This is a genomic window from uncultured Chitinophaga sp., assembly GCF_902168175.1.
GTDB lineage: Bacteria > Bacteroidota > Bacteroidia > Chitinophagales > Chitinophagaceae > Chitinophaga.
The window spans coordinates 1-19,626 of sequence record NZ_CABHOU010000099.1; the positions used below are offsets into that span (position 1 = coordinate 1).

General features: G+C 48.8%; 12 protein-coding genes. 5 read left to right on the top strand and 7 right to left on the bottom strand.

Translation table 11 applies throughout. The features are described from left to right. Positions 1-80: 80 nt before the first annotated feature. Positions 81-2,081: a sensor histidine kinase gene (locus tag QZT80_RS23670; RefSeq protein ID WP_295128260.1), complete on the top strand. Its 2,001-nt coding sequence runs from the start codon at positions 81-83 to the stop codon at positions 2,079-2,081. A gap of 33 nt (positions 2,082-2,114) precedes the next feature. Next, positions 2,115-2,753, top strand: coding sequence for a response regulator transcription factor (locus tag QZT80_RS23675; protein ID WP_295128262.1), 639 nt, complete (start codon positions 2,115-2,117; stop codon positions 2,751-2,753). Between the two features lie 86 nt (positions 2,754-2,839). Here QZT80_RS23675 and eboC read toward each other — a convergent pair whose 3' ends face one another. Genes eboC through QZT80_RS23690 form a run of 3 tightly spaced genes read right to left on the bottom strand, consistent with a single transcriptional unit; the run spans position 2,840 to position 5,717 of the window. Further along, positions 2,840-3,748 carry a UbiA-like protein EboC gene (eboC, locus tag QZT80_RS23680; protein ID WP_295128265.1) on the bottom strand — a complete coding sequence of 303 codons (909 nt, stop codon included), beginning with the start codon at positions 3,746-3,748 and terminating at the stop codon, positions 2,840-2,842. Positions 3,749-3,785: 37 nt separating this feature from the next. Next, on the bottom strand, positions 3,786-4,772 hold the full coding sequence (locus QZT80_RS23685) for a TatD family hydrolase (protein WP_295128268.1): 987 nt from the start codon (positions 4,770-4,772) through the stop codon (positions 3,786-3,788). 57 nt (positions 4,773-4,829) lie between these two features. Continuing rightward, positions 4,830-5,717: an EboA domain-containing protein gene (locus QZT80_RS23690; RefSeq protein ID WP_295128271.1), complete on the bottom strand. Its 888-nt coding sequence runs from the start codon at positions 5,715-5,717 to the stop codon at positions 4,830-4,832. Between the two features lie 704 nt (positions 5,718-6,421). Here QZT80_RS23690 and QZT80_RS23695 point away from each other — a divergent pair. Both QZT80_RS23695 and QZT80_RS23700 read left to right on the top strand, forming a co-directional pair. Then, complete coding sequence (locus QZT80_RS23695; protein WP_295128274.1) at positions 6,422-6,805, top strand: transmembrane 220 family protein; 384 nt, start codon at positions 6,422-6,424, stop codon at positions 6,803-6,805. A 141-nt stretch (positions 6,806-6,946) separates the two neighbouring features. Further along, positions 6,947-7,852 (top strand): hypothetical protein, encoded by a 906-nt coding sequence (locus QZT80_RS23700; RefSeq protein ID WP_295128277.1) that lies wholly within the window; start codon positions 6,947-6,949, stop codon positions 7,850-7,852. A 98-nt stretch (positions 7,853-7,950) separates the two neighbouring features. On the opposite strand, the gene QZT80_RS23705 is transcribed toward QZT80_RS23700, so the two are convergent. Genes QZT80_RS23705 through QZT80_RS23720 form a run of 4 tightly spaced genes read right to left on the bottom strand, consistent with a single transcriptional unit; the run spans position 7,951 to position 15,371 of the window. Continuing rightward, entirely contained in the window at positions 7,951-9,189 is a 1,239-nt protein-coding gene (locus tag QZT80_RS23705) for a glycoside hydrolase family 88 protein (RefSeq protein WP_295128279.1), read from the bottom strand. A 2-nt stretch (positions 9,190-9,191) separates the two neighbouring features. After that, positions 9,192-10,103 (bottom strand): DUF5017 domain-containing protein, encoded by a 912-nt coding sequence (locus QZT80_RS23710; RefSeq protein WP_295128281.1) that lies wholly within the window; start codon positions 10,101-10,103, stop codon positions 9,192-9,194. Between the two features lie 23 nt (positions 10,104-10,126). Continuing rightward, entirely contained in the window at positions 10,127-12,157 is a 2,031-nt protein-coding gene (locus QZT80_RS23715; RefSeq protein ID WP_295128284.1) for a RagB/SusD family nutrient uptake outer membrane protein, read from the bottom strand. A gap of 10 nt (positions 12,158-12,167) precedes the next feature. Continuing rightward, positions 12,168-15,371 (bottom strand): TonB-dependent receptor, encoded by a 3,204-nt coding sequence (locus tag QZT80_RS23720; protein WP_295128287.1) that lies wholly within the window; start codon positions 15,369-15,371, stop codon positions 12,168-12,170. A gap of 218 nt (positions 15,372-15,589) precedes the next feature. Between QZT80_RS23720 and QZT80_RS23725 the strand changes: the two genes are divergently transcribed. Next, on the top strand, positions 15,590-19,558 hold the full coding sequence (locus QZT80_RS23725) for a two-component regulator propeller domain-containing protein (protein ID WP_295128290.1): 3,969 nt from the start codon (positions 15,590-15,592) through the stop codon (positions 19,556-19,558). Positions 19,559-19,626 lie beyond the last annotated feature (68 nt).

Here is a 19,626-nt window from a genome sequence, read left to right on the forward strand (position 1 = left end):
ATCCTGTTGACCCCAACGTTTACTATGTAGGTTGCTACAGGGTTTATTATTGATATTAAATTGCTGCAAACCGCATGTATATGAAGATGTTGAATCGTTTCTTTAAATACGGGTGGATGCTGATACCTGCCCTGGCAGCTACTACAGCCCAGGCCCAGTCATCATCGTACCTCGATAGCCTCAGGCGCATACTTGCGCGCAACTGGAACGATACGTCGATGGTAAATACCTGTTACCGCTACAGCGAAACCTTTCCCCTTCAATCCGATTCGGCCATTCACTACCTGCAAAAAGGAAGGGATATCGCAAAAAAGATCAACTTCCAGAAAGGAGTGGCGGGTTACGCATCGCTGTACATTCCTCACCTGCACGCCAAAGGCGAGTATAAAGAAGCGCTAGCGCTTACGGAAGATGCGCTGGTGATTTATCAGCAGTTAAAAGATGAACCTAACCTTATAAAAGCTTACAACAACGTAGGCAGCGAGCAGCAAAGCCTCGGCAACTTCAAAATTGCCGCCACCAATTACCTGACGGCACTTGAACTGGCGGAGAAACTGAAAGACAACCAGATGCGCCGTATGCTGCTCAACAACCTGTCGTCGGTTTTCATGAGCCTCGAAGAACTGCCCCGCAGCCTGGAGTATGCCCGTAAAGGTTATGAACTGGCGCAGCAGCTGAACGACAAATTCAGCATGGCATCGAGCCTTATTAATGTAGCCGCCGCCGAAGCGCAGATGGGCAACCACAACCAGGCGATATCTAAATACCACGAAGTAATTGCGCTGGGCAAACAGCTGAAGGATATGACCATCATCCTCGACGGACTGTTAAACCTGGCCAGCATAGAATCGGACAAAGGCCGGCCCAATATGGCGCTTGACCTGTTTTACGAAGCCCGCAATATCACAGACACCTTCCAGGCGCCGGAACACCGGATGTATGCGCTCATGGGCCTCTCTACCACGCTGCACCAGATGAAGCGTTATAATGAAGCCGACGAGATACTGCAACAGACGATCGCCCTGGGCAAGGCCATTAACGCAGGTTACGAACTGAGGATCACTTACAAAGTAGCCGCCGAAAACAAAGAAGCGCTGAACCAGTTGGAACCTGCCCTTGCCTTCCGCAAACAGTACGAAGCGCTGAACGATTCGCTGATGAGCGAAGACACGCGTAAACACGTAATGCAGCAGGAAGTGGTATCGCAAACAGCTATTAAGGACAAAGACATTGCGGAGAAAAAGTTGCTTATCACTCAAAAGGAACAACAGCTGCAGGCCAAGAACAAATGGCTTATCATCATCGGCCTGGGTTTTACGCTGCTGATCGTGACGGGCTTTATCTTCTTTATGAAATTCCGCTACCGCCAGAAATTACATGTGCAAAAGCTGCAAACCCTTCGTAAAGAAAAGGAGGTACAGCTGCTGGAATCATTCATCCAGGGAGAGGAAAGGGAACGTACGCGCATCTCCAAAGATCTGCACGACAGTGTAGGCGGTATGTTATCGGCCGTAAAAATGCACTTCAGTGCCATCCGGCAGGAATCGGAAACACTGCGGGAATCGCCTGCCTTTGGCCACGCCATCGGGTTGCTGGATGAAGCGGTGGGCGAGGTACGCAAAACGGCGCATAACCTGATGCCGGAAATGCTTACGCGGTACGGACTGGCCGAAGCCTTACAGATCTTCTGCAAAAACATCAGTCACGCCCAAACCCTGCAAATCAGTTTTTACGGCACGGGAAATATCAGGCGATTTAAACCTAACTTTGAACTGTCCGTGTACCGGATCGTTCAGGAACTGGTGAACAATATCATTAAACACTCCCGCGCCACATCGGCCCTGGTGCAGCTAAGCCAGCACGGCCAGCTGCTAACCATTACGGTAGAGGATAACGGGGTAGGCTTTGATCAGCAGTCGACAGGCAAAAACGGCATGGGCCTCAGCAGCCTGCAATCGCGCATAAAGGCACTGAACGGCAGCCTGGAAATAGACGCAGCCAAAGGACAAGGTACCACCGCATATATAGAATTTGATACCGAGAGGCTGGAAGTAGAAGTAGCAGCACCAAAACAGGAATAGCAGCATTCCTCATCCTAATCAGAGAAAATAGTTATGAAGATCAAAATAGCAATCGTAGACGACCATCTGCTCGTCATCAATGGACTGAAGACGATGCTGGCCCCTTACCAGCATATCGAAATAGTGTTCGACACCCAGGACGGCAACAAACTGCTGGACGAGCTGGATGTATATAAACCTGATGTAGTGCTGCTGGACATACAAATGCCGGAGATAGACGGGATGGAACTGTGCCGGAAGGTACACAAGGTATCGCCGGAAACAGGCATCATTGCCCTTACCAACTTCACCGAGTCGCACTATATCAAACAAATGCTGCGCAACGGTGCGTCCGGTTACCTGCTCAAAAACACCGATCAGCCCACGCTGTTAAAAGCGATTGAAACCGTTTACGGCGGCGAGCAATACCTCGACGAATCCATCAAAAGCAGTTTGCTGAACGAAATCATCACCGGGCAAAAAAGAACGCCTTACGAAATACCGCTCACCCGCCGCGAAAGCGAGATACTGAAACTGATTGCGGAGGAATATACTAACCAGCAGATCGCAGAGAAACTGTTCATCAGCCTTCGTACGGTAGAAACACACCGCCTTAATTTAACGCAAAAGCTGGCCGTGAAAAATACGGCAGGTCTGGTGAAGGAAGCGATGAAGAGGGGCTTGCTGGATTAGTGTCGGTGTATACACCGTTCATCTCCTAACAAAAAAAGCCGGCTGTGAAAACACCACCGGCTTTGTATAACAAGTTATCCGGCTCATCACGTAACAGCAAACGCTTTACCCAAAGCCAACGATACCGGCAGCAAAGCCAGTATGATCAACCCGGGAATAAACCCTGCAAACGCCGTAGCCCAGGCTGCGTTCATCACGATCAACGCAATAATGCCACCCTTTACAGACTTCCCTATATTTGGGCCTGTCGGCTGTTTCATGGCTTTCAAAAGCGGTGTATAAATCAGGAAGATAAAGAAAGCTACAAAAGGTAAGGTTTCCAGCAGGCGGTGTTGCGCCCAGGCGATGAGCAGTATAATTGCGTTAACGATGCCGTACATCAAAGCCGCCAGTTTAAGCGGACCGGTTTTACCACCATGTACTTCATCGCGACTGATCATGGTAATAGCGCCGATATACAATACCGGCACCAGGGCCAGCCAGGCGTAATTACTCAATGTTCCCTCACCGGCAATGCTCATCCCTAACAACAGGTTCAGTCCACGGCAAACGCCCATGTTAACAGGACCTGCTATGTTATAATGTTTGCCCCATTTGTTATAAACAAGTGCTGCGAGGGCAACGGCCATAGCAATAAAACCCGCAACAGGATTTACTGTAAATGCAGCCAGTACGCCAATCATCAGTAAATAAATACCGAGTATAACAGCCTGTGTTTTAGATACGATGCCGCTGGGAATAGGACGCTCCGGACGCTCTACGCTATCCAGCTTTGCATCGAAAACATCATTAAACACCACACCACCTCCATATAAGCCAGCCGTTGCCAGTGCCAGGCAAAGCACAGGCAGCAGCCAGTCGGCCGTAAATGTATGCGTTTGCAGCCAGAAGCCTGAGATGGCAACACCTGCCAGTATATCCGCTACCGCAGTAACGATATTTGCAGGGCGCATCAGGCGCAGGTAGCCCAACAGTTTATTAGCAATATAACTCACACCAATCCGGGTTTTTCATTTTGATAAATAGTAACGCTTAGCGTATAATGGTGGCATTTTTATCCACTCTTGGTTGTTGGCCGCCGCGAAGTACGGTGCTGCCATTATACTTAAGATTCTGGTCGACTTGTTTCACTGTTTCGAAATCACTTACGTCGATCTGGCCGCTCTGCGCAAATGCGTCGATGGCATTTTTGTAGCAAACCAGTTCGATATCTTTTATGTTTATACCTCTTTCTAACATTAATGCCGCTGTTTTAGGCACTGCCAGCGGATCGCTGATGCCCCAGTCGGCAGCGGAGTTGATCATAATACGTTCACTGCCGTACTGTTTTACGATTTCCACCATCCTTTCGTTACCCATTTTGGTAAAAGGATAAATGGTGAAAGCTGCCCAGAAGCCACGGTCCAGCACTTCTTTCACCGTTTCTTCGTTATTATGGTCTACGATCACCATGTTCGGTGCCAGGCCTTGTTCAATGGCGATATCCATACTACGCTGGGTGCCTTTCTTTTTATCGCGGTGCGGTGTGTGGATTTGTACGGGCAGGCCGGCCTCTTTGGCGAGATCGAGTTGCGCGCGGTAATATTTTTCTTCGGCAGGCGTCTGGTCGTCGAAGCCTATCTCCCCAACCCCTACTACCCCTTCTTTATAAAGGAACAGTGGCAATATTTCCATTACCTGTTCGGCCAGGCGTTCGTTGTTGGCCTCTTTAGAATTGAGCCCTATCGTACAATAATGTTTAATACCAAACTGCGAGGAACGGAAACGCTCCCAGCCAATGAGACTATTAAAATAATCGCGGAAAGTATCCACACCTGTACGCGGCTGCCCCAGCCAGAAGGCAGGTTCTATGATAGCGGTAATGCCCGCATCGGCCATCGCCTGGTAATCGTCGGTAGTGCGGGAGGTCATATGTACATGCGGATCGAAGAAGCGCATGCCTTTAATTTTTTCAAGAAATATAGGGTTGGCGGTAATCGGCGCCAGTTCTTTTTCAGTAAGTTCGTGACTGCAACACATAAGATCTAAATAATTTCTGTTGCGGAACGCGTCATTGTTCCGCCGCGATAAAAGGAATCAATTCAGTTTAGCCGAGAGTATTTCCCAGCTCAGCAAGTTCTGGTCTATTTCTGCCTTCAACACAGGGTCCTGCTGTAACAGCTCACGGGCCGGTGCGTATTGAGTACGTGCGCAGGCCAGTGCAGCAGCTTCCCGTTCTACATTATTGGCAGAGTTCCACACCCTTTTAATATCGTTGAATGACGTTTCGTTCATGAACGGCGCTACCAGCCTCCAGAGCATCGGGTTTACAGTACGTCCTGCCGCCCAGCGTTCGTGCGCATAATCACAAAGCACGTCCGACAATTCGGGGTTCACCCTTACGTCGAGCCCCACGATGCGGCTAACGGGCTTGTCGTTGAAAATAGCCTTCATTACCAGCTGGTTCCAGGGTGCGCGGTCAAGGTTGATGGCCGGGTATGGATTATTCAGCATAATGGCATCGAGTACGATACCGATATTGGAACGAATGCCCTCTGCGGTACGAAGTGTCCAGCTGTCGGGATAGGCCAGCAGGGGCAATGCGCTGTATAAAGCCGCAAGCTCATTCATCTCCGCGGTATCGAACAGTACTTCTATTTGTTTAAGGTATTGAGCTTTATCGTTTGCGGGTAATTGTAACAACCACCACGCACGTACCAGCTGGTGAAGCGGCCAACCCTGCACGGTAAAGAAAGGAATGATCGCATGCAACTCCGCCGCTGTAGTATCATTTATATCCACGACGGCTTTCCCTGTAAATCTTGGGATAGCCGAAAAGGTAAGATTGAATTGCTGCATCACATTACCCTGCCGCCACACTTCCTGTTTTTGCTGCAGCCAGTTAACCGCTTCCGGTTTGGCATGTTGTGCGATGATCTGGTATAGCAGCGCGCTCATTCTATCTATATCATAAACATACTTCATGCACGCCTCAATTTAAATTGGTCATTTTGTTAATATCCGACTAAAAACAGCCTTATCTATATGAAAGCTAAGTTAAACCAACTTTATAAAAGTTAGGCTAAAAAATACGTGAATAGCTCTACCGGCGGACGATTGGCACCAACTTTTCACCAGGCTCAACTTTGCATAACATGAACGTGGGAGAAAAACACTGATACTTTAATAACCTAATGGAAAGTACTTTTCTTCCGAAAACCGATCAGTTCTGTACACAGGGTCATTCAGTTAAAAAAGTATCATGATTGGATAAATAAAGAAAATAATCGGGAGTGGGGATGGAAGGGGGTAAAAATAAAAGAGAGGCACAAGTGCCTCTCCTTCCGCCATTCTAAAACCTGATTAGTAACCAGGATAACTTAATGCTGATCGTAACCCTGAAGGTTAGGTCTGCTAACAATTTATACGGCGATTTATAGTAATCTCTTTGTTGGTATCTATGTTTGTAGTAGAAAAGAACTGAAAAATGCAGTCTTATACCTGTTGTTCCTAATGCAATATAATCAAAAAAGAATTACGTCGCGCTCACCTGAACGTATCATATCTCATAAAACAAAGTCGCTTTCTCTCTAATTTCGTGCCCTAAGATAATGCAAACTTACGAATTGTTGTTCGCGTTTTTACGTAAGTTTATGCCCTATTTTGAAATTTAATACATCTACAGGAACATGAAAATCTTCAACATATTTTTTACCGTAATATTTATCCTGTTCGCAGCCTTGCAGTACAACGATCCGGACCCGTATATCTGGATACCGATTTATGGTTATGGCGCCCTCATGTGCCTGCTGGCGGCACTTGGCAGGTTTTACCGGGGAGCATACCTGTCGGGTATTTTCATTTACCTGGTATACGCCAGCTATCTTTTTTTTACAAAAGACGGGGTGGCTGACTGGGCAACTTCTCATGATGCCGAAAATATCGCTCAAACCATGAAAGCAACCAAACCCTGGATCGAAGATACCCGGGAATTCTTCGGACTCCTGATCATTATCATCGCTTTGCTGGTTAATTATATCTACGCAGGAAAGCGGCAGCGCACCGCAGCCTGATCTCACTACTAATACCGGGGACCAATATTCCCGGTATTTTTTTTGCCTTCCTTATTATATAGTATCCTTCACAATATTCTTCCCTGCCTCATTAAACCTCCCCCCATATTGCCAGTCTTTAGAACAACCAATTACGTTTTTATGACGGCGAAATACCTTACTACCCTCCTGATAACCGGCCTGCTTACCAGCACTGTGGCCCGGGCGCAGCACAACAACGACGCTACCGGTTTACCCGGCGACAACTTCAGCCTGGAAGGTGCTTTGGAACTCTTCAAAAAAGCAAAATCTCCCGAGGCTTTCGAAAAGCTGCTGAATACAGAAGATAACAAAGTGAATAACCTCGACCTCAATGGCGATGGCGATATCGACTACATCCGGGTAATCAATAAAATGGAACGGAGTACGCAGGTGTTCATTTTACAGGCGGTTGTTTCCGAAACAGAAAACCAGGACATTGCAGTGATAGAACTGGAAAAAACAGGAAACGATCACGCCGTGGTGCAGATAGTGGGCGATGAAGATATTTATGGCGAGGAAACGATCGTAGAGCCTTCAGACATTGGCGACCAGGCAATAAACGATATGCCACTTAACCGTTACGGAAGCATGAACGGCCCCGCCGCCAGTGTTGGCATTGTTGTAAATGTATGGGCATGGCCTGTTGTACGTTATGTATACGCTCCGTCTTACGTAGTATGGACATCACCCTGGAGCTGGCGTGCCCGCCCGGTTTGGTGGCGCCCCTGGAAACCAATGGCATGGGCGGTGTACCGGCCTTACCGTTATCACTACCGGCCGCATTATACGGTAGTACATACGCACCGCGTAGTAGCCGCTCCGCATATCTACAGACCCGTAAGAGTTACTTCGGTTACCGTGCGCACCCGCAACCAGGCTAACATTACGCATTACCGCAGCACGAGGACTGTTACCACAGCAAACGGCCACCAGGTAAAAGCCATAAAACGCACCACCACCGTAGAAGGCAGGAACGGCCGTAAAGCAACGCACAGTACTACGCATGTAAAAAGGAAAAAGAGATAACCCATCAACAAAAATAATTTAGAAAACCAGCTGATAACAAAAGGGCGTTCCGTACGGAACGCCCTTTGTCATTTTGATCATCCTCGGAAATAGATCTGCTATAATGTTTTTCCGTAGCGGTGTAATGCCTCCAGGAAATAATAATCGGCGTACACGAGCGGCACATCTATTTCGCCGTTGTGCGGAATGCTGCCAACGCTGTGCATCAGCATAAAATTACCATTGGCACCAAGGGGTGCGCGATAAGCCGGGCTGGCAAGTGAATGCAGCATTTTAATAGCGGTTTCGCGGTACTTTTTACCTTTCGCTTTATCTACATAACCACTCAATTCGAACAAGGCTGATGCTACGATAGCGCCGGCAGATGCATCGCGGTATTGCGCGGTTACTTTGTTCGCATTCGACCTTACGCCTGGTTTATAGCCAGCCTGGTAAGCGTTAAAGTCCCAGTTCGGAATTTTATCTGACGGCAGGTTTTTATTATTGATAAACCAATCGGTTAAACCTTCTGCGGTTTTCAGGAAACGTTTGTCTTTCGTTTCGCGATATACCATCGTAAAGCCATAAATAGCCCAGGCCTGTCCGCGTGCCCAGGTAGAATTATCTGCATACCCCTGCGCGGTTTCGCGCGCCAGCACTTTACCGTTGGTGGTATCGTAACACACTACGTGATACGAACTGAAATCGGGGCGTACCTGGTTCTTCATAGCGGTTTCAGCATGGGTTACCGCAATGTGACGGAACGTGGTATCGCCCGTTTCCTTTGAAGCAAAGAATAACAGTTCCAGGTTCATCATGTTATCCACGATTACCGGGAAATAGTACATCTGCTCGCCATGCCATGATTTAAAAGCGTTCCAGGATTTAATACTGCCTGTAACGGGATTAAAACGGGTACTCAGCGACCTGGCAGACTGGATCAGGATATCGCGGTAGGCCTTGTTGCCCGTAACACGATACGCGTTACCATAACTACAGTACACCATAAAACCCAGGTCGTGGTGTTTGGTAAAATCTTTCAGCGGCTCCAGCTTCTCCGTCCACACAGTGGCCTGCTCCAGCAACGATTTATCTTTCGTGCCTTCGTACGCATACCACAGGCTGCCAGGGAAAAATCCCGGGGTCCAGTCGTACATGTTCGTGGTGGTCATTTTTCCGGCCTTGTCCGTAGTACGCGGAAAGGCGAGGCTCTCGCGGGTTTCGGTGTCCTTTAACATCAGTTTCAACTGCTGCTGCGCGTAGCTGTAATTACTGTCTACAAAGGTCTTCTCTTTCTTGTCGGCCTTAAAGGCGAGCAAGCTGGCAACCGCCAGGAGGCATAGCAATGGCTTCTTCATATTTACGGTATCACTTTAATGATTATTTCTCTGATCACACTTTTCTCATCGTCCAGTGTGTGATTAAATGCTACAAACGTGGCTTTGTAAATACCCGCGGCAGGGTACATATACAGATGTTCCTTTTTAGCGGGATCGATAATGCTTTTAATACCGGTAGCCAGATCGCCGGGTATGCGGCCTACATATATGGGCTTAGAAATGATCCAGTTGGTGTTGGTAGCCGCAGTTGCTGCTCCGCCGGTCAGCACCAGGCTGGTGGCGCCGGGCGTCCAGCGGCCATTGGCAGGGAAATATACATTACCGTAACGGGTCCAGAAAGCTACATCGTCGGCCAGTGTGCTAACGGCAACAGTACGTTCGGGCAGTACATTATTGACCAGCCAGTTGGTGATCGTCCAGGTACGTTGGGTACTGCCGGTTACGCCGCTATACTTCAGGGCAATGAACAATGAATCGCTTTCATTTTGTACGAGGTCGGTAAGATTAATGTTGCCTGAGTTTACCAGGGTGGCGCTGGTAGCCAGGGCAGCACGGGAGGTAATGTCTGTCCAGTCAGCATTCATAACAGAAACTGAATCCAGGCCGGGCAATTTGTTGGTGGCTAATACGGTGAGCGTATTGGTTTGTGTGCCGAATTGCGCGGTGGACGAAAAGGAGAAGATAACATTGCCCAGCTTTTTGGTGGCCGAACGGCTGTCATAACGCTTTCCGAGTTCGCCGGAATAAAAGCTGATGTTACCGGCATCGCCGCTGAACAGGAAACGGGTGGTATCGCCTACCTTAAAAGTAAAAGTATCGTTCACCAGCCTTGCAGCATCTATCGATACCTTCAGGCCCGGCGTGTCCACTTCCATCGTTTTGCTGCAGGAGGCAGCTATAAAAGCGAGTATAATTAAGAAATTACGTTTCATGATGTATAGTTTTTGTATGGACATTACCAGCCTGGATTCTGGACTAATGCTTTGTTAAGGTTTAATTCATAGGTGGGTTTGGGCAGCAACACGTGCCTGGCGCTTACGTTACGTACACCCTGCAGTCCGTTTGGATTGCCGGTAGCCGTAACACCTGCACCATTAGCAGTAGCCCATACGGCGAAGTCCTGGATATCGGCCACGAAATTGCCCCAGCGGATAAGGTCGGCCCGGCGCACGGCTTCGAAACATAACTCCCGCATACGTTCGTCGCGGATGGCCAGCTGGAACCCATCTTTATCCAAACCGGGTGTTAATTCTGATTCGGTACCGGTGGTGATGGTTGCAGTGGCGGCAGCTGCCGCACCAGCGTAAGTGAACACCGCGCCGGTAACTGTTGCTGACGAAGCACCGGTGGTATGCGTAGGGGCTGTGGTGGTAGAAGTGCCGGCCTGCGTAACGGTGTACAGGTTAGCGCCATTGGTTACCTGTGTATTGGCTGCATAGGTTACACCTGGCGTCCAGAAAGTACCAATCACTACTACCGGGGCAGATGAGTAATAAGAGCCTGGCGTTAACGCGCCCGGGCTCGACAGGTAAATGCCGCTTACCCTGCCACTGGTCAGCACCGCTGTGCCTGTAGCACCGCTTCCACCGCCACCGGTAATGGTAACTACCGGGGCAACGGTATAACCCGAACCCTGGCTGGTCATGGTAATGGATTTTACCACATTGCCATTCTGTAATCCGTATCCTCTTTTCCTCACCTGGTTAATATATCCATAAGCGTTACCCGGCCCGTTTTTATAATTCTCTGCTTCTGCACGCATCAGCAATACGTCCGCATAACGAATAACAGGCCAGTTGATGTTATAAGTACCGGCCACGCCGTTGGTATTACGAATAGACTGTGGTACGTACTCTCTCCTGAACTTACCTGCACTCATTAGCCAGGCCGAGGTACGGGCAGCTTTAACACGGGGATTACCGCTGTAAATATAGTTAGCGCAGTTCCAGTCACGACGAATATCCAGCGAGGGTTTGTTAGGTGTTGCAGTGCTGGCCGCATCTACCTCGTAAGCATCGAACAGTTTTTTGGTGACCCACACCCAGCTGGCGGCGCTGTACGAAGAAGTGTCTGCTGCAATTATCGAAGAAGTAATGCCTACGAAGTTGCCGATATCGTTACCTGTTTTATTGACTACACCGGCTGCTGCTCCCAGCGAACCGAGTTCCCATATATTTTCTTTTACATCGTACTGGTCGCGGGCAAGGTTAATAAATACCTGCCTGTAATCAGCGTTAAGCGCATGTAACCCGGAGTTAATCACTTTATCTGTATAAGTAATAACGCTATCGTATTTGGTCACATCTTTTTGCGGATAGCCTGCCCAGTAAATATATACCCGTGAAAGAACGGCCTGTACGGCGGTAAGCGTAGCCACATCACTAAATCCTGTTTTCGCCACGGTGTAATCTTTCAGCAGCACCTCTGCCTCTTTCATATCTTTTTCGATCTGCTGGTATACTTCTTTTTGCGTAGCGGCGGGCACTGTTACTTCACTAATGGTGAGGTTACGCAGTACTAACGGCACATCGCCATAATTACTGGTGAGCAAAAAATAGTAATAACCGCGAAGGAACAATGCCTGGCCTTTTATGATGTTGCGCTTCGCTTCATCCATAGTGGGTTTATCGATATTGGCCAGCAGTGCATTAATATTGTTGATACCGATGTAACATAAGCGCCAGATACCGGCTACGTAGGTTTGCGAAGCATCGTAGTTATACCGTAACCCGCGCGCATCACCATCTGTAGTACGGTTGGGCAGTACCTCGTCGGTGGCAGACACAAAGTTGAAGCCCATTACCTGTGCGTACAATTCAGGACGCATAAGGTTACTATATACGCCATTAAGCGCCTGCTGTACTTGTGCTTCGGTATTGTAATAGTTTTCGTTTGAATAAAAATCGGTCGGTTTGGTGTCGAGGAATTTATTACAGGAAGTAAGTCCTGCTATAGCCATGCATGCAATGATACAAATGCGTTTCATGTTGAATGATTTAGAAGGTTACGTTTACACCGGCCACATAAGAAAGGGAATGTGGGTACGCTGCATAATCAAATCCGGGAGTAAGGTTGTTGGCGTTCCTGGCAGATACTTCGGGATCGGTACCGGAATAACTGGTCCAGGTGAAAAGGTTCTGGGCGGAGCCATATACCCTTACTGCTTTAATCTTCGCCCGCTTCAGCACTTTATCGGGTATGTTGTAACCCAGCGATACCGTTCTCAGTTTCAGGTAAGAACCATCTTCTATCACCCGCGATGAATAAGCCGCATTGCCCATACCACCTGCTCTGAACATCGTGTTGCTGGGATTTGTCGGCGTCCAGCGTTTGGCATAAGAAGCATACTGGTTAAGGTTCGGATTGTTTACGATACCTCCTTCGAACACGTAACGGTTGGCATTAATAATATCATTACCGTACGACCACTGGAACAATACGTTCAGGTCAAAGTCGCCGTACTGGAAGTTGTTGGAGAAACCACCGGTGTGTTTCGGAAGACCGCTGCCGATAATGGTGTAGTCCTGGTTGTTTACCTGGTTATCACCGTTAAGGTCTTTGTACTTAATGTCGCCCGGACGGATAGAAGCCCTGGCAGAACCATTGGTAGGCACATCTGACTTCAGCAGGTAAGTACCGTTAGGCATGTAATCAAAGTCGGCAAACTGGTACACCCCATCAAACACTAATCCGTACATCTCCGCCATGGGCCTGTCTATCACAGAAATATAAGGGAACAGTCCGGAGAAGGTAGTATTGAAGAAAGTACCGTTACCTGATAAGATCGACGTTTGATCTTCAGCTAAAGCCAGTATTTTATTCCTGTTAAAGCTGATGTTGAAACTGCTGTTCCAGTTGAACTTTTTGTTCTGCACAATAACACCACCCACGGTAAACTCAAGTCCTTTGTTTTCCAGTTTACCTACGTTCTTAAACCCTGAAGAACCTTCCACTCCGTTCGTATAGGGCAATGCTGCGTTCAGCAACAGGTCTTTGGTGGTACGTTTATACGCATCTACCGTAACGGTCAGCCTGTCTTTAAAGAAAGCAAGGTCTAAACCGATATTGGTTTGTGCATTGGTTTCCCATTTTAGATTGGGATTACCTGCCGATGTAATGGCCGAGCCAATACCGAGCGCACTGTTGCCCGATGAATACCAGAAGTTGTAGTTGGTAAGTGTAAGCTGGGAGAGATAAGCAAAGTCGGACACCCTGTTGTTACCAGAGGCACCGTAACCTAACCTCACTTTTGCATCAGACACAAACGGCAGCTCTTTCATAAATGATTCGCCACTGAAACGCCAGGCCACGGAAGCCGATGGGAAGTAACCCCACTGACCACCACGGGGGAACTTGGAAGATCCGTCGGCACGGATAGAAGCGGTTAAGTAGTACTTTGATTTATAATCGTAGTTGGCGCGCGCAACAAAAGAAGCCATGCTCCAGGAAGAAGCCTGTGAAAGAAGGCTGATATTGGCCGGTGCGGCCAGGTCGAGCGCATCAAGACCCAAATCTTCGTTAGGCACCTGGTTGGCAGCAAACCTTCTGCGTGAACTGCTTTGGCCCTGTGCTTCAAACACACCCAACGCCACCAGGTTATGCACCTTGTTCCAGCGCTTACGGTAGGTTAACGCATTTTCACTACGCCAGGTAGAAAATATGTAGTTATCGATACTGCCGTTCACACCGTTGGAGTTCCATTTACTACCCGACTGCGTTTTAGAGTTATTGAAAGAACTCAGTTCCCTCGACTCCCGGTTAATACCGCCAGAAACACGAAGTGACAATTCCTTGGTAAAGTTATATTCAGCGTAAGCGTTGGCAATCAGTGTATTTCTTTTATCCAGCGTAAGCTGGTTCTGGATATTCTGCAGCGGGTTTACGCGGTAATCCTGGTTATTGGCCAGTTCATTACCCGGATCGTAAAACTCATCTACCAGGTTCACCGCACTATCGCGGCCGGAAATACTGGTAGTAGGCCTGAAGCCCCATACCGAATAAAGCGTGGTGGCCGAGGCGTAGAAGTTGGTAGCGGAAACCGGGATACCAAAAGCCTCGGTATAAGCATAGTTGGCGTTAACGCCCACCTTTAATTTATCACTTACCGTTTGATCGAGCGAAAAACGGGATTGATACCGTTTAAAACCGCTGTTCAGGATAATGCCTTTCTGGTTGTTGAAGTTACCGGACAGGGAGTACTTGGTTTTATCGGTACCACCGCGTACCGCGATGTCGTGGTTCTGGTTCTGGCCCACCTGGTAAATGTAATCCTGCATATCCACGGTGGTGTGGTTGCGGTAATCTTCCAGGGTAGTTCCTTTTGCCATGTACACCGAATCGTAAATGGCAGGATTTACATCGCCCACATACCTTACGAACTCGTAAGCATCCATCAGTTTTACTTTCTGCGGAATGCTCTGCCAGCCATAATAACCGTTGTAGGTTACCTGCGGCGCACCCATCTTACCTTTTTTGGTGGTAATTAAGATTACGCCGTTAGAACCACGGGCACCGTAAATAGCGGTAGCCGAAGCATCTTTGAGGATGTCGATAGATTCAATGTCGCCGGGGCTGATCGCATTGGCATTGGAACTTTCAGTAGGGAAGCCGTCAATTACGTACAGCGGACCGTTATCCTGCGAAATAGAACCGGCACCGCGGATGGTGATGTTGGCGATGGAGCCGGGCTGCCCGTCGTTGCTCGCCACTACCACACCTGCCACACGGCCGGCGAGGGCTTCGTCGAACGACTTCACCGGTGCCTTTTCAAAATCTTTCATGTTTACACTGCCCACCGAACCGGTAAGGTCTTTGCGCGACTGGGTGGCGTAACCTATTACGACCACATCGCTCAGCGTACCCGCCTGCTCGCGCATCCGGATGCTGTACTCTGTTTTTTTGTCGACCACCGCCTCGGTACGTTCGTACCCTACATAGGTAAATACCAGCGTGGCTCCCTGCGTTACAGCGATGGTAAACCGTCCCTGGTCGTTAGTGCTTGTGCCCGTTTTTGTGTTCTTTACCGTTACGGTAACACCGGGCAGCAACTCGCCCTTTTCATCTTTTACAGTACCTGAAACCGTTTTATTCTGCGCAAACAGTAAAACCGGGAAGAATAGTATTCCCATTATCCCTGCGAAAATCCTGAAGGCATACCGGGACATTGGTACATCAATCGTCGATTGGTTCGTATTCATCATAAATGGTGGAATTGATGTCTGGTTGATAATTTCACACGATCTACAAATATGTGGTTCTACTCCAACAGCCAGGGGAGAGAATCGTAAAAGAATAGGGTGAATTTTATAAACACCCTGCAATCACCTGATTATCAAACTTATAAAATAAAGGTATACAGAAAAAACATCCCTTTTCCCTATATTGGGGGATGATTTCCCGGTGCCTTATAATGCTATGTGTGCTAATAGCGACTGCTTTACCGAAAAGCAGCGGGCAGCCAGTGAACTTTCAACGCCTCACCGTGGAGAACGGTTTGTCGCATAACGCAGTGCTTTCCATTACCCAGGACCACCAGGGATTTTTATGGTACGGCACCCGGTACGGACTAAACCGGTACGACGGCCGGCGGTTTAAAATATATCACCACTCGCCGGACGATAGCACCAGTATTCCTGACAACCAGGTAATGTCGCTTTACGTGGATGAACACCAGGTACTTTGGGTGGGTACCTCTTCCGGCCTTGCCAAATACGATCCGGTAACCGATCGTTTCGAACGGATTACGCTTCATGAGGGCAGGCAAACCAATATCAATTTCATTTTTGAAGATAGTAAAGGCCGCCGCTGGTCAGGCGCCAATAACGGACTGTACATGCAGGACGCCGACAGCCTGCACTCGTTTTATCCCCCTCAGATAGCGGGCTGGGTAGTGCGGTGTATATATGAAGATAAAACGGGCAACATCTGGATAGGTACCAATACTGGTCTTTGTAAGATGAATGCTTCGGGCATACAAACGTTTCGCCACAACCCCGGCGACGCCGCCAGCCTGAGCATGGATTTTATTACCGCCATCAACGGCGACCGCTTCGGCCGCCTTTGGATAGGTACCCAAACCGGTGGTATCAATATATATGATGCCACTACCGGTAAATTCAGCCGCCTCGCGCAACCTGCTATCGTTAATAACATTGTGCGCCGCATTATGCAGGACAAAAACGGGCATATGTGGATTGCCACGCAGGAGGGCCTGAGTATTATCAACCCGGCGGACATGAAACAAACCGCTTACCAGCACGAACCGGGCGACGAAAACAGTCTTAGCCAGAACTCCATTCACAGTCTGTTCGAGGACAACAACGGATCTATATGGCTGGGCACCTACTTCGGCGGAGTAAACGCTGTACATCCTTACGCTACCGCCTTCAAGATATGGCCGCACGGCTCAAAAGATAATGGACTCAGTAATAACGTGGTCAGTAAAATACTGGAGGACTCGCAGCATAACCTCTGGATAGGCACCGAGGGCGGAGGACTGAACCATTTTAACCGCCAGACAGGACGTTTCACTTATTACAAACATAACCCCGCCAATCCATCGGGCCTGGGCTCCAACCTGGTAAAAATGGTGTATGAAGATAAGGACCATCATATTTGGGTGGGTACGCATGGCGGGGGACTCAACCTGTTATTACCAGATGGCAGCTTCAAACGTTTACTTTACAGCGCTGCCGATCCCGCCTCTTTTTCCAGGGAGGTTACTTCTATTATGGAAGATGCGGAAGGCCGGTTCTGGATAGGCACCAGTGAAAGATTATTTATACTCCACCGCTACGGCACCGAACTACGGGCGGAGAAAGATTCGGCCAGCGGTTTTATTGCCGCCCGCCGTTCCATCCGCTACATGTTCCAGGACAGTCGCCGCAGGATGTTCATCGGTACTATTTCCGGATTGTTCCTCTACGAAGGCGACTCCCTGCGTATGCTGCAACCCGGTTACATCAATGCCGTGCAGGAAGATTCGCAGCACAACATTTGGGTGAGTATATATTACGGAGGGATGGTAAAATATAGCCCCGACCTTCAACAATCGGTGCAATACAACGAAAAAGACGGGCTGCCGAACAGTAACATACTGGGCTTACTGGAAGATGATGAACACAAACTTTGGGTAAGCACTGATAACGGCCTGGTGAAGTTCGATCCCGCCCGCAATACGTTCCAGGTGTACACGACCAGCGATGGTATTGCGAGCAACGTATTTAATTATAACTCCTTTCTAAAAGACAGTAACGGAGAACTTTTCTTCGGCGGCTATAACGGCATTACCAGTTTTTACCCGAAACAGATTACAGTAAATGCAAAGCCTGCCCCTATCCGCTTTACCGGCCTCCGCCTGTTTAACAACCCGGTGGCTATTGGTGGCGAAGACGGTTTACTGGAAAAAGACATTGCCTTCACAAAAGCACTGCGCCTGCGGCACGACCAGGAAGTATTTACCCTGGAGTTCGCGCTGCTTAACTATATAAAAAGTAACAAAAACCGTTTCGCTTACCGCCTTGAAGGGGCCGACCGCGACTGGATAGAAACAGACAACCCGGCGGTAACCTACACCAACCTATCTTCCGGCAACTATGCTTTTTGGGTGAAAGGTGCGAACAACGACGGTACCTGGAGCGAGCCGGTAAGCATGGAAATCACCATCCTGCCTCCCTTTTGGCGTACATGGTGGGCGTACGGGTTGTACGTACTGTTGATCGTATTGCTGTTCTTCCTCATCACCCGCTTCTTCTTCCTGCGGGCGCTGTTACGGAAAGAAGAAGAACTGCACCAGGTGAAACTGAATTTCTTCACCCACGTATCCCACGAAATACGTACGCACCTTACACTGCTAATGGCGCCGGTGGAAAAGATGATGGACACGCTGAAGAAAGACGATCCGCTGCAATCGTCGCTGTTACAATTACGGAACAATGCCGACCGCCTGTTAAAACTGGTGAGCGAGTTAATGGACTTCCGTAAAGCAGAAACCCATCACCTTAAATTACACGTGCAGGAGCAGGATTTAATTCCTTTCCTTGATCATATTTACTCCAGTTACCGGCAGCAGTCGCTGGACAGGAATATCAGTATTTCCTTTACGCAAGATACCGAGCAGGCGCGCCTGTACTTTGATCGCGAGCAACTGGAAAAGGTATTCTTCAACCTGCTGGGTAATGCCTTTAAGTTTACACCTGATGGCGGCAGGATACAACTGCACGTGACGCAAGCCCGCAACTCCTTCGTTATAACCGTCACCGACAATGGCCGGGGCATTGCGCCGGAGTACCTGAACAACCTGTTCACCAACTACTTCCAGGTGCAGGACCATGGCGTGCAGAACACCGGTTATGGTATCGGGCTCGCCTTATCGCGTAATATCGTGGAGCAGCACAAGGGTACTTTGACCGTAGAAAGTGATCCATCCACCCCAGATAAAGAAGGAAAAACTTGTTTTACAGTGACACTGCTTCCGGGCAGTAAACATTTCGAAAACACGCAGCATGTGGTGGGGCAAACTTTGGTAGCAACAAACGTAGCGTACGAACCGGCAGTCAATATCGACCACTCATCTGCCTTAACCACTACACCTGCCGCCGCAGATACGCCCCAGCCCTTTACCATTCATATTGTAGAAGATAACCCGGAACTGCGCGCGCTGCTGCGCCAGGTGTTTCAGGAACAATACCAGGTGCTGGAAAGTGAGAACGGGGCAGATGGTTTGGCACTGGCTACCGAACAAATTCCTGACCTCGTCATCAGTGATGTGATGATGCCCGGCATGGACGGCCTGCAGTTTTGCCAGGCGTTAAAAACAGATGAACGTACCAGCCATATTCCCGTAGTGCTGCTCACCGCCAAAAGCTCCCAGGCCGACCAGGTGAGCGGACTGGAAACGGGTGCAGATCTTTACCTGACCAAACCCTTTAGCGCTAAAGTACTGTCACTGAACGTACGCAACCTGCTAAGCTCCCGCGAAAAAATGCGCGAACGCTTTAGCCGCCAGTTGCAAACAGAAGCGGAACCTATAGCACCCGCCGCAATATCGCCCAACAGCATCGATACCGCCTTCCTCGAAAAAGTAATCGCACTGGTGGAAGAACATATGGACGACCCTGACTTTGGGGTGGATATGTTATCGAAAAAGGTAGCCATGAGCCAACCGGTTTTGTACAAGAAACTGAAGGCGGTTTCAAATATGTCGGTGAACGATTTTATTAAATCGCTGCGGCTTAAAAAGGCGGCGGAACTGATCCGTACCCGGCAGCATACGGTATACCAGGTGGCTTACATGGTAGGGTACAACGACCGCAAGTATTTCAGTAAAGAGTTTAAAAAGCAGTTCGGCAAAACGCCCACAGAGTTTGCCGGAGAGCCTGAATTATAATATTCTCCCCTTTTACTTATAAAAACCACCCTGCCTGGTAAGCGCCACCGTTTAGATTTGTGGTGATA

What these genes read in the sequence shown, in the direction of transcription:
- QZT80_RS23685 (WP_295128268.1), bottom strand. Translation starts at nt 4,772, where the DNA reads ATGTGTTGCAGTCACGAACTTACTGAAAAAGAACTGGCGCCGATTACC.
- QZT80_RS23710 (WP_295128281.1), bottom strand. Translation starts at nt 10,103, where the DNA reads ATGAAACGTAATTTCTTAATTATACTCGCTTTTATAGCTGCCTCCTGC.
- QZT80_RS23720 (WP_295128287.1), bottom strand. Translation starts at nt 15,371, where the DNA reads ATGATGAATACGAACCAATCGACGATTGATGTACCAATGTCCCGGTAT.
- QZT80_RS23715 (WP_295128284.1), bottom strand. Translation starts at nt 12,157, where the DNA reads ATGAAACGCATTTGTATCATTGCATGCATGGCTATAGCAGGACTTACT.
- QZT80_RS23695 (WP_295128274.1), top strand. Translation starts at nt 6,422, where the DNA reads ATGAAAATCTTCAACATATTTTTTACCGTAATATTTATCCTGTTCGCA.
- QZT80_RS23675 (WP_295128262.1), top strand. Translation starts at nt 2,115, where the DNA reads ATGAAGATCAAAATAGCAATCGTAGACGACCATCTGCTCGTCATCAAT.
- QZT80_RS23705 (WP_295128279.1), bottom strand. Translation starts at nt 9,189, where the DNA reads ATGAAGAAGCCATTGCTATGCCTCCTGGCGGTTGCCAGCTTGCTCGCC.
- QZT80_RS23700 (WP_295128277.1), top strand. Translation starts at nt 6,947, where the DNA reads ATGACGGCGAAATACCTTACTACCCTCCTGATAACCGGCCTGCTTACC.
- QZT80_RS23690 (WP_295128271.1), bottom strand. Translation starts at nt 5,717, where the DNA reads ATGAAGTATGTTTATGATATAGATAGAATGAGCGCGCTGCTATACCAG.
- QZT80_RS23670 (WP_295128260.1), top strand. Translation starts at nt 81, where the DNA reads ATGAAGATGTTGAATCGTTTCTTTAAATACGGGTGGATGCTGATACCT.